Annotated in this window: 6 protein-coding genes; all 6 read left to right on the top strand. The window is 41.9% G+C overall.

Annotation, left to right across the window (positions count from 1 at the left end; translation table 11 throughout):
* Nucleotides 1–17: 17 nt before the first annotated feature.
* The 6 genes from M2137_RS10275 to dxs all read left to right on the top strand — a co-directional run bounded on the left by M2137_RS10275 (nucleotide 18) and on the right by dxs (nucleotide 12281).
* Nucleotides 18–1814: a hypothetical protein gene (locus M2137_RS10275; protein ID WP_280766347.1), complete on the top strand. Its 1797-nt coding sequence runs from the start codon at nucleotides 18–20 to the stop codon at nucleotides 1812–1814.
* A gap of 537 nt (nucleotides 1815–2351) precedes the next feature.
* The gene (locus M2137_RS10270; RefSeq protein ID WP_280766346.1) at nucleotides 2352–4358 is read left to right on the top strand and encodes a fimbrial protein; all 2007 of its coding nucleotides are present in this window, start codon (nucleotides 2352–2354) and stop codon (nucleotides 4356–4358) included.
* A 47-nt stretch (nucleotides 4359–4405) separates the two neighbouring features.
* Nucleotides 4406–7222, top strand: coding sequence for a hypothetical protein (locus M2137_RS10265; RefSeq protein WP_280766345.1), 2817 nt, complete (start codon nucleotides 4406–4408; stop codon nucleotides 7220–7222).
* 848 nt (nucleotides 7223–8070) lie between these two features.
* Entirely contained in the window at nucleotides 8071–8670 is a 600-nt protein-coding gene (locus M2137_RS10260; RefSeq protein WP_280766344.1) for a hypothetical protein, read from the top strand.
* A 32-nt stretch (nucleotides 8671–8702) separates the two neighbouring features.
* The gene (locus M2137_RS10255; protein ID WP_280766343.1) at nucleotides 8703–9773 is read left to right on the top strand and encodes a hypothetical protein; all 1071 of its coding nucleotides are present in this window, start codon (nucleotides 8703–8705) and stop codon (nucleotides 9771–9773) included.
* Between the two features lie 606 nt (nucleotides 9774–10379).
* Nucleotides 10380–12281 carry a 1-deoxy-D-xylulose-5-phosphate synthase gene (gene dxs, locus M2137_RS10250; protein WP_280766342.1) on the top strand — a complete coding sequence of 634 codons (1902 nt, stop codon included), beginning with the start codon at nucleotides 10380–10382 and terminating at the stop codon, nucleotides 12279–12281.
* The last annotated feature ends 5 nt before the right edge of the window (nucleotides 12282–12286 follow it).

Here is a 12286-nt window from a genome sequence, read left to right as displayed (position 1 = left end):
TATAAAACGATACAACAATGAATACTTGGAAATATATATATAGTTTGAGTCTATGTCTGCTGGCTTTCTGCTTTACAGGCTGTACGCAGGAGTTGATTGATACGCCGGCGAATGGCAACGCAAATGAGGGCGAACCGGTAGAGCTGATATTCAGTACGCGTATCCCTGATATTGCTACATTTGAGACAAAGGCTCTCGGAGAAGTGAACGAGGAGAGAAGTCTGATACCTCTTTGGTTGATTGTTTTTAATAAATCGGGCTACTTGACCCAATATAAGCAGGCGACCTACGTAGGAGCTACGGGTAGCGGCGTAGAACGTGAATATAAATTCAAAATAGAGTTGAATCAAACAACGGAGTTTCGCGCCATTCATTTTATCTCAACAGAGCAAAGTATTGGTACGCTGAATTACGGACAGGAAGCTAATCTGATTGGCGATCTGATGACTACCTCTCAAAAGGATGCCTATTGGCAACGGGTGGAATTTGAATATGGGATTCAAGATAATGCCGAAACGAAAGGCTTGATGACCAAAGTCCCTTTAGTGCGTAACTTTGCCAAGATTACCGTAGAAGAAAATCTTCCTAACTTCGTATTGGAAGGCTTCACCGTTATCAATACACCCAATATCGGCTCGATGGCTCCCTATATCAGTGGAGGGAAGTTTGCGAAATATGTGACGACCGGTGGTGCTTGTATGGATTTTAACGATATTATTGCACAGGATTATAGCGGTTGGATTCCTTCCGGTATGACATTGGAGAATACAGTAAATTCAGTAGGGACGGCTTTCGATCGTGGCACGAATGCTTTCTACCTGTATGAACGTGCCGTTGCTTCTTCCAACCCAACCTTTGTGTTGATAAAAGGGAAATATGATGGAGGCACCAGTTCCTATTATAGGATAGATATCGGGCAGGCCGATGCTCAAGGGATATTTGAATATTATCCGCTGTTGCGTAACTTCCAGTATAAAATAAATATAACAGGAGTAGTAGGCACCGGTTACGACACAGCATCGAAAGCGGCTAATAATGTAGCATTCAATAATATCTCTGCCTCTACGGAGACACAGAATCTATTGAATATTTCTGATGGCGTGAACCGGTTGTATGTTAATTTCACCAATAAGGTGATTGTAACTGAAGAGCCCTTTGAACTGAAATATATGTATTCACGGAATGTAGCCGGTACGGCTATTGATAATTCTTTGGTGCAGACTGATTTGGTAACAGTTCAAGGAGATGTTATTAACAGTTGGGGTGCCGTAACAGGCAGCAACAATACGGGCTGGAAGTCAATTATGCTTACTCCCCAAGCTCTTCCGGCGAACGGAGTAAAAGAACAAACCATTAAAGTGTATGTTGCAAATGGCTTAAGCCGTACGATTAATCTGATATTGCGCAAACCTTGGAATATAAATGTTCCGACAAGATCCGCGAGTGGTGTAGGCACAGCAATAGGCGAGTTGGTAACAATCACGTTTAATATTCCGAACGACTTGAATCCGGCCATCTTCCCTCTGGAATTCCTGATGGAATCAGACCGGCGCGATATCCAGAATGACCCGGCCAATGTGGATGCTATGGTGGTAGGTTATGGCCCATCGAATATTCCGGGTAATAATATAAATGCTTTCTACTTTATCAAGCGATTGGAATATGATGCCTACCTGGCATTGAATAATGTAGGAGACCAAAAAGCTGTTCCTTGTGGCTTCCGTATCACAAGAACCGGTACTACAGGAGCAGAGACAACGGTTTATATCACGAACCCCTATTTCGTTCAGGCGACGACCACATTTACTCGGTAATAAGCCTTATTCTTCAGTTTCTCTGCTAATACAGAGGGAACGGAGTAACAATAACCCCTCAAAAACCGGGAAGCCCATGAGCGGCTTCCCGGTTTTTTTGATGAGATTCTCCCGCCAAAATATTATTTTGCTACTTTGAGGGTTTGGCTAAGGCCGATTTTCGATTCGTAGAAAGAGGGGGGATGCAAATTGATAGTTGATAATTGATAATTTTTCTTCAATTGCCGTCTGCTTTAGCTGACGGATCAGGAGCCTCATTAAAATGGCTTTAGCCGAATATGTTATTTATTTGGCTAAAGCCATTTCCTTGTATTTCTTACTACCGTCAGCTAAAGCAGACGGCAATTGAATTTGCATGAGACCTTTCAAACCTGCCGGAATAGCTATTGTTTTGTGTTGTAAATGTTAAAAATCAATCTTTGACGGTATGCAAACGAACATTTTATCTTTTTATTGGTTTTAGCAAAGAGATTGCCCCTCTCAGGGGTTGATTTTTCAGCGATAAGGTGATAAACAAAAAGATAAAATAATCATAACATGAAACTTAAGAACATATTATTATTAGCATTGTTGGCCATAATGGTTTCTTTCTCCGCTTGTGTGGAAGAAACGCTCCTGCAGCCAACAGAGAGAGGTCAATCCACTACATTGGATATCACTTTCTCTTCCGAAGAAGTTGTAACAAAGGCGGATTATGAATATGCAACTGCACCGGAAACAAAGATCAATTCATTAGCCGTTGCTCTTTTTGAAGTTTCCGGAAATACAGTTGGAGATTTCTTGGACTTTGCTTATCAGACTTTCGGAGATGATGCCGGTGAGGATGATCCGCTTCACACGGGAAGAAAAATGTATAGCTTAACAGGACTAAAAGGCATCTTCGGGGATGTACAGGTTGTCGCTTTAGCAAATACGACCTGGTCAGAAACTGATCTGAAGGAACATTTCAAAGCTGGTTGTAGTTATGCTACTGCTAAAGCTGCTATTCTCGAAAAGGTTAAAGAGGAAAATGATTTATATGTATTTGAATCAGATAACTTAGTCAAGTTTGCTGATGTAAAGAAAACCATTGGGGCTGATAGAACCTTACATGTAGAAATGACTCAACTGGCTGCCAGGGTAGATGTTTATATCGATTTTGAAAATGCGAAAGCTTCAGATCCATGGACATACGAAGTGACAGGATACAGTGTTGGGGGAATCAACGTGGAATCGCAAGCCTTTTTAAAGGAATATGGAGATAATTATACATATAATACTAAAGTAAATAATGTAGGAACAGTTGCCTCTGCTTCCGACTTCAGCCCGGTTACAATAATCTCGACAGAAGAAGTAGCCGCAAAGAAGATATTCTCTTTTTATACCTATGAAAGAGAAACATCAGAAACTGACTTTGTTGAAATTAAGGTTACAGGGAATTTGACGGAATCAAACGCAGATTTTACGGAATCAAAGACCTATAAAATGGCTCTGAACCCCCAGAAGGTATCAGGGTCAACAACAAAAACAACCGATGGTCTTATCCATGGTTATTATTATAAGTCGACCGGTAAGATTGATGTAAAGAATAAAACCATCAATTTCGATTATGAAATTTTAGATTGGATTGATATTCGTTTAACAGAGGTGGATATCATTCCCATACATTATTTGCAGGTACGGGATGTATATATCAGTCTGCCGAATGATTCCAATACAATGACTATCTATCAGTCTTCTTCGAATGTATCTATTACTGATGTGACGGTATATAAATGGACAGTATCCGGATATACTGAAATAGATAAGGACCGGGTAGATGTTACTTTTACCGGGGAGAAAGATGGTAATATTAATATTTTCACTCCGCTGCCAGATAACTTTGTGCCACGGAAGATAACCTTTACTGTGCGCAACCTGAATGGCTTGACAAGAGATGTGACAGTGATACAGTATCCTCCTTTATATGTAACTTCTCATACAACAACAGGAACACCAAGTGGAGGCAATGGTCAGGACAATAAGGCGATGTATATGATAAATTCCTTGGTTGCTGATTATTCTAAATTGCCTTATCCGGATGATAGAAACTATACTAAAAACAGTTGGTCCAATGGTGTTACCTTCACGAATTATCTTCGAGATAATGCTATCATGGGTTATCCGCTTACAGATAATGGTAAAACAATAGATACCGGGGAAAACAACTATCGCATATCTCCGCGTTTTATGCTGGCTTCTCAGTGCGGAGTAAATGACCGTGCTTCATATACTACTCGGCAATCATTCTGTGATACATACTCAGAGACAGATTCTAATACCGGAAAAACTTATTCTGATTGGAGAATGCCAACTTTGGCAGAGGTCTATTTGATAGATGTATTGCAAAATATAAAAGCCTGTGAGGTGAAAAAAATCTTGGAAGGTAGTTATTATTGGAGTGCAAGAAGTAGTGAAACAATACTGTTTATGGACTGGTATGTTGATAATTCTGGCTCTTCTACGACCGGCTCTGTCCGTTGTGTGCGTGATGTGAAGGATGATGAAGTAACTGCTGAAATCTAATTGTGAGCAAAGGGCAAAAGTATAAGAATACTAAAAAGTGGAATAAGATGAAAAAGATTATATATATATTCTCAGTTTTGATATTAGCGTTGACCTCTTGTAGTGAAGAGGCGTCCTATCAGCCGGAAGTGATAGAAGATGGCAAGTATGCCTCTATTAATTATACATTGGAAATCCCCGATTATATATTGGTAACCAAAGCAGGTGATCCCCAATTAAGTAACGACGGGTTATGGATCATGGCTTTTGACATAAATGGTGACTATCTGGGTCGTGCTTTGGCTACCTTAACGCCCGAAACTGCGACAGGTGGAAAAGGAACAGGTACAGCTCGCGTGCCGATGGATACAAGAATTATGCATTTCGTAGGCAACTATGACTGGACAGGATGGACTGAACCAACAGGGCAACATGAAAATGATGTGATGCGCGCTATGGTAACTTCCCGGAAAGCTTACTGGGGACGTTATCAGGTTACGACCAATCTGAATGAATCAATCAGCATAAAACTTTTGCGAAATTATGCAAAACTGACTGTAGAGGATAGAACAGGAGAGAATACAGGAGGAACATTGAGTGCTTTTGGTCTTTCCGGATTTGCTATTGGCAATTATGCCGGTGCAGGAACGGTTACTACTTACGCAGAAACAGCCGGGAATCCATTTGATCAGGCGGCAGATGTGACAAATACAGAACGATTGACATTGCCAACACCTCGTGCCAATAGGGTAACTGCGGATTTTGCAGAGTGTGATATGCTTGAAAAGTATATGTTTGAATGTGAGAATCCGGAGAATAATCAACTCTATGTGATTGTACAGAACACATATAGTGAAGGTGGGCAGGAGATGCATAGATATTATAAGCTTCATCTTATAAAAGATAAATTCTCTATGATTCCATGGGAGATTGAAAGGAATTATCATTATAAGATTATTCTGAACAGTTTTGATGGCGACCCGTTTAGCAATGGTTCTTCAACCTTTGAAGAGGCGATGGGTGCTGCTGCTTCCAATAACCTTTATGCGGAAATTGTTAAGGAGTCTCCTACTATCTCAGATAACGAGAACAACCGTTTGGTTGTTGATAAGATGATTCACCTCTTTGCCTATTCCACAAATGAAGAGGATTATAAGTTAGACACAAATACTCATTATTTCCCGAATGGTGGTGCCGAAAATAATACCAACATTGAGATTCGTGTTGTAGAGGGTGATGATTTGTTTACGGTAGCTCCTACCATTGTGGACGGGAGAATAACCGGTACTGTAAAACCGGTGGCTTCAGGCGTAGATTCAGCTTTCATAAGAGTCTCTTGTGGCAATCTGTCGCGTATAATAACAATTTATTCATCCGAGAAATACTCATTTAAATCGACTAATTCTCCGATCCTGTATACAGGGAAAGACGACGCTGTAACGCTTCGTTTTAATATCCCGGAAACATTCCCGGCAGGATTGTATCCGGTGAAATGTCTGATTGAAACAAAGTACTTAACTCCGGTGGGCGATAATAAAAATATGCTGGTTGTCTTTGTGGATAATAAATACTACTTTGTGTACGAAGCCTGGAGCGCAGGAGCGCAGGAGGTAACCTTCACTACCAGCATGACTGATAGTAATGAAACGATACATATAGTGAATGATTATTTTGAAACGGAATCGATTATACTAAAAAGTACGGAAAAGACAATCAGAGCAGCAGGAAGCTTCAAGGTATTTCCGAATACAAATATTACCGGAACGATTACTATTAGTTACGATGGATTGGATGGTCCCGGTACAACTTCAATTAGTGTTAGTAATGGAGCTGTGACAACCGGCACACGCGATATTACTATTCCTTCTGATATTAGCAACTTAACCCTGTCTTATAACGGTTGCACATTGGATGTTAGCGTGTCAGAGTTTATCTCTACTAATGACAAAGTCCTGATTAATCCGAATCTTTCTTATGTGACATTAGGTGCAGGACAATACAGGAAGGTAGAGGGAACAACTACAAATATTCAATCTGGAAAAATTGAAATATATTCAGCAGATGGAAATGAGAAGTACGATGAGTTTACCACCTCTAGCTCTACGAATAATAATAATCACAATAATGCCGTATTGTCATTCCCCAATACATTAGATGACAACACCTCTGTGTTATTGCGTCATACATCAGGGGCGGATGTCTTTGAATTAGTAACAACCATTGCTGATTTGAAAGCAACCGGGAATAAAGACTTGGTAAATACAGTAAACCAATACGTGACATTTGGAAGCGCATCCGTTCGGTATGGAGCAACAAGAATAGAACGTTATCAAACAGTTTCTGTTTATTCTATAGATGGTGAAATCTTATATACTACTTTTAGTATTACAAGTAGTAATCATCCTAACTATACAGGAACTATTAAAATTCCTGTTGGAGTGGAAAGCGTTCGTTTAGTGCATAGTAGAAATACTAATAACGGAGATGTATATGCTCAAACATTTACATTGGATCAGTTGAGAGCAAATGCTAATAAAGATTTGGTTCAGACGCATAAGGTGCATCAAATCCGGAGATATTTTACTTATCATACAGCAAATGGAACAGGGAATGGAAGCAATATCCCAAGAGGTACGGATGTAATAGTTTCCTATCTGAAGGCAGATGGAGGAGAGCAACTGGCAACTATTAGAATGACCCGCAGCGGTGAGCCTTCAACATCAAACAATGCTAATTATATCTCTTTGCCGGTAGACCTTGCTGATTCGGATAAAGTCAGACTTTCTTATTACAGTACACAAAACGATACGGAATATGTATCTGAGGAATATACATTAACTGATTTGACAACGGATCGCAAATATAAGATCCTGCGATCTAATTAATAGAACAAATTTGCTTTAAATAGAGAGGGTGAGCCAAAAGGTTCACCCTTTTTCTTTTAGTAATGTCTGAACTATTTCCGAGTTCAGATTCTTTTTGTAAGCATAACTGTTTAGCGATTATTGTTTGTCTTCAAGTAGGGGGAGAGGGGGCACTTACAATCTGTAAGCAAAACCCTTAAAAAGCCCTTTTTTCAAAAAATCAAAAATGACATTTTGCTATTTTGGCGGGAGAATTTTGGCAAAAACCCGGGACTTTTTTGTCAAAGTCCCGGGAGTAAACATTTGTTAACAGTTGGTTTGCTTGACAAATGCTCGAAAATCTGCCTTTTTGCTTACACTATGAATTTGTAAGCAAAATAGAAAAATAGTATCAAAATTTTTGATACTACTTTTATGCCAAGAAGAATATTGTTTGTGTTCAAGTAGTGTAATAATTTAAGATTTTACATTCTATTAGAGAAAGTCCGTAAGGACTTAAATGTGGATAACCCCAAGCCAGCGAAGCGCAGCTCGGGGTAGGTAGATACACTGTGAACGAGCTCCGTAGGAGGTCAACGGTAGACCTCCTACGGAGCTCATCTATATGTATTCCGTGTACCCCGAGCTGCACTCCGTTTGCTCGGGGTTATCCATATGGAAGTCCTTCCGGACTTCAAATCTTCCCCTTCTTTGAAAGCCTGTAACATGCGCTGAATAGTTACTTTACAGCTTCCCAAATGTTAAAAACCATCTTTTCCCTGTAGGGGAACGAACATTTTGAACAATTTTTGGTTTAATGTACAGGAGAAGAGATTCAACCGTTGAATTCACATTTTGTGAGTCAAAAAGAAATAAGATAAATAAGTGATATGAGACTGAAGTATTTATTAAGCATTTTGTTATTTGCAGGGATATTTTTTTCCTGCGCCCATGAGGAACTCTTAGTAGCTCCTACCGTACAGAAGGAACTTACCTCTTCACTTCGCTTAGATATTGGGCAGGTAGGCTCGCAAACAAAAGCATATAATCAGGAGACAGGTGGGCTGACTACGAAAGCAGTACCGGTTCAATTTTTCGATAAGGCAGAGGAAAAGCAGATCAACAATCTGTATATCGTTGCTTTTAAAGATATCAAGTTCGACGAGAGTGATAATATTATCGAGGGGACTGTTATTGCAGGTTCTGAGCGATATATAACCAATGCCGCCGATCTGGCACCGGTTGACGGTTATATCACCGTTAAGGACATCCGGATAGAATTTGGGAAAGTTCTTTTCATTGCTATTGCCAATTTTGACAATATGTTTAAAGAGGTGAATGAAAATGGAAAGGTGGTTGCCAAGAGTGGCTTGACAAAGTATTCGGATTATCAGAAGTTGATTACCGAACACCGGAATGGAACCCTGGCTGCCGATTTCAAAGCGAATGAGTTGATGAAATATGGCGAAGGCTATGAAGTGTGTCGTTAGATGGTTGTGCGAATTGTGAGGTAATTATACCGATGGTTCAGCTTGCTGCCCGTGTGGATGTGGTGATCGATTATAGTATACCTTACGAAACAAGTGCGAGAACCAACCGCTTAATGGGACTGGAATACACAGATATTAAGAAAGACATGACCATGGATTATGTAAAAAAATCCAATTATACAAAAAACAACCCGGGTATTTATTATTTAAAGGATGCATCGGGGGAACCTCTGTTGGATGAAAATAACAATCAACGCTACCTTACCTGGTGGTATGACAATAGTAACAGTGATATTGGCAATGTGTTACAGAATAGGAATAAGGTAAAATACATATATAGTGATATAAACAACAAGATTGTTACTTTAGAGAAGAATATAAATGCAAAAGCGTTTTTTATTTCCGGAGAGGTATTAGAATCGTCATGGGATACCACCCGTTGGACGTTAGATATTCCCGAAGTAACACTGTATAATGTGGAAACGCGTTCGTATATCATGGAGAATGATATTATGAAGGATCAATCAAAAAAGACCTGGGATGAGACAAGCCTTATCGATGGGTACTCGTTTAAGCCGGAGAAACTCAATGATTCCACTTTTGTCTTTTCGTTCTATACATACGAGAAGCCGGAATATGTGAACGATTTGACGGAGGTATTGCGGGTTGAATTCGACGTAAACTGGGACAAGCAGAAATTTGTTTACAGAGAACGATATGAAGTAAATACAGCCGGGGTATGGATCAAGAAAAATTTGGCTAGTGTATTGAGTAATGGTTGGGCAGAAGATGGAACCTTTACGATGGTTTATCCTGATATTTCGAGCATAGATCCGGAAGACTTCCTGGGTATGCATAATACGAATTCTTCTGTATTGGAAGAGGCTATTACCCAGAAACGCTACGCATTTATAGTGAATCCTCATGCCGATGGGCAAAAGAACTATACAAATGGGTTGGTTCGTGGTAATATCTATTCGACAAGCTTCCGGTTTTATGAAGCTCCGGTTATTACTCCTATGACAAAAGCTTCTCTGCGCTCTTCAACAGATCAGGCGGAAGCCAGTTGGTTGGATATGGAGTGGATGGTTGCTCCCTGGTGATAATATAAAGTATACTATTGTATTAGGGATTATAAATAATAGAAACAAGTTATTTCGAAATCTTAATAAGGGGCTGCCGGAAAGGCAGCCCTTTTGTTTTTGACAAATACCCTCAACTTACGATTTGTAATTTTCGAGGGACTTTGCGCGCAAAAAAGCGGGACTTCGGAGGCAAACTCCCGGGAGAAACACTTTTTAACGTATGGATTTGTAAGTAAAACGGGCTTTTTGCTTACAATCGAGATTTTGACAGTTTTAAAAAAGAGACCTCTCCCCCTGTCCACAAGAGAGGGGAATAGTTACTGAATTTTTCAAAGAGGGAAGAAATTGAAGATGGAAATCAAGAGAAGGTGGTGGTCAAGAAGTCCTTCCGGACTTCAGTATATTCCAATTTTACCATATTAACCTTAAGCCTCCCCTTGGGGGAGGTTTGGAGGGGCTGTATCCTCAAAATTTACAATATGTGAAAATACCTGCACCTGTTCTGGTTGCGCCAACCAAGCCGTGGCGGATGGAGGTGTGTGTCAGGCAATATCCTTCAAATCCATTCGTTTTATTCTTATATATGGGGTTTATTCCGTACTTTTGCAGCAAATTTGTGTGAATATGACAGATGGCAAAAACGAGCGTTTACTGGAGGCGATCGATGACCCGAAGGATCTTCGGCGCCTGAGGCTGGATGAACTTCCGCAGGTATGCGACGAGTTGCGCAATTATATTATAGATGTGTTATCGGAGCATCCCGGACACCTGGGTGCCAGCCTGGGAACAGTGGAACTGACGGTGGCGCTCCATTATGTGTTTAATACTCCCGAAGACCGCATTGTGTGGGACGTGGGACACCAGGCCTACGGGCATAAGATACTGACGGGTAGGAGAGAGGCGTTTCGTACGTTGCGCACCCTGAAGGGGATCAGTGGATTTCCCAGTCCGAACGAGAGCGCTTACGATGCGTTTGTTGCCGGCCATGCCTCTACCTCTATCTCGGCGGCACTGGGTATGTCGGTTGCTGCCAAATTGCAGAAGAATGATGCGCGCAAGGTGGTGGCGGTGATTGGCGATGGCTCCATGACCGGCGGGTTGGCTTTCGAGGGGTTGAACAATGCCTCCAGCAACCCGAACAACCTGTTGATTATTCTCAACGACAACGATATGGCGATCGACCAGAGCGTGGGTGGCATGAGCCAATATTTGGTAGATATCACAAGCAGCAAGGCGTACAACAAATTGCGCTACGACACCTTTATGACCATGAAACGGCTGAAGCTGATCTCCGACGACCGCAAAGGCAGCATCCTCCGCTTCAACAACAGCCTGAAGGCCTTATTGACCAAACAGCATAACCTGTTTGAGGGATTCAGCATCCGCTATTTCGGCCCGGTGGACGGACATAATGTGAAGTATCTGATCAAAATACTGAACGATATCAAAGACCTGCAGGGACCAACCCTGTTGCATATAAAGACTACAAAAGGAAAAGGATTCAAACCGGCCGAACTGTCGGCCACCGAATGGCACGCGCCGGGCAAATTCAATAAGGAGACCGGGAAGCGCCTATTGCCGAAAAACTTAGACGAACCGCAACTCTATCAGGATGTATTCGGGCATACGTTGGTGGAACTGGCGGAAAAAGACGAGCGTATTGTCGGGATCACGCCCGCCATGCCGACCGGAAGCTCCATGTGCATGATGATGAAAGCCTTTCCCGATCGCGCGTTTGATGTGGGGATTGCCGAGGGGCATGCTGTCACCTTCTCGGCCGGACTGGCCAAAGAGGGCATGATACCTTTCTGTAATATCTATTCCTCCTTTATGCAGCGGGCGTATGATATGGTGATCCACGACGTGGCTTTGCAGAACCTGCATGTGGTGTTCTGCTTAGATCGTGCCGGATTGGTCGGCGAAGACGGGCCGACGCATCATGGGGTGTTCGACCTGGCCTATATGCGTCCGATCCCTAACCTGATCATTGCCTCTCCGCTTCATGAGATCGATCTGCGCAACCTGATGTACACAGCGTATGCGGCGGTGGACTCGCCGTTTGTAATCCGCTACCCGCGGGGCAAAGGCGAAAAGAAAGACTGGCGCAACCCCATGGAGATTTTGCCTGTCGGCAAAGGACGGCTGTTGAGAGAAGGACGTGATCTGGCAGTCTTATCGATCGGACCGATAGGCAACGAGGTGATAAAAGCGATCGACGAAGCCGAAAAGGAAGGCGCATCGGTAGCCCATTACGACATGATCTACCTGAAGCCAATCGACGAGGAGATCCTGCACGAGGTGGGACGGACATACAAACGCATCATCACGGTCGAGAACGGCGTGATACAGGGAGGCCTTGGCTCTGTGGTGATGGAGTTTATGAACAGCCATGGCTATCCGGCAAAAGTGGAACGGATAGGCGTAGGCGATTCGTTTGTGGAACAAGGATCTATCCCGGAATTGTATAAGCTGTGCGGGATGGATGCGGAAAGCATTAAAAAACAAATTATGAATGATGAATTATGAATTAT

The sequence above is a fragment of the Parabacteroides sp. PFB2-10 genome (assembly GCF_029893085.1).
GTDB lineage: Bacteria > Bacteroidota > Bacteroidia > Bacteroidales > Tannerellaceae > QVMG01.
This window is presented reverse-complemented; position numbering and strand designations above follow the sequence as displayed.

Bases quoted from the DNA above. Each gene is read 5' to 3' on its own strand.
- M2137_RS10275 (WP_280766347.1), top strand. From the start codon at position 18: ATGAATACTTGGAAATATATATATAGTTTGAGTCTATGTCTGCTGGCT.
- M2137_RS10270 (WP_280766346.1), top strand. From the start codon at position 2,352: ATGAAACTTAAGAACATATTATTATTAGCATTGTTGGCCATAATGGTT.
- M2137_RS10265 (WP_280766345.1), top strand. From the start codon at position 4,406: ATGAAAAAGATTATATATATATTCTCAGTTTTGATATTAGCGTTGACC.
- M2137_RS10260 (WP_280766344.1), top strand. From the start codon at position 8,071: ATGAGACTGAAGTATTTATTAAGCATTTTGTTATTTGCAGGGATATTT.
- M2137_RS10255 (WP_280766343.1), top strand. From the start codon at position 8,703: ATGGTTCAGCTTGCTGCCCGTGTGGATGTGGTGATCGATTATAGTATA.
- dxs (WP_280766342.1), top strand. From the start codon at position 10,380: ATGACAGATGGCAAAAACGAGCGTTTACTGGAGGCGATCGATGACCCG.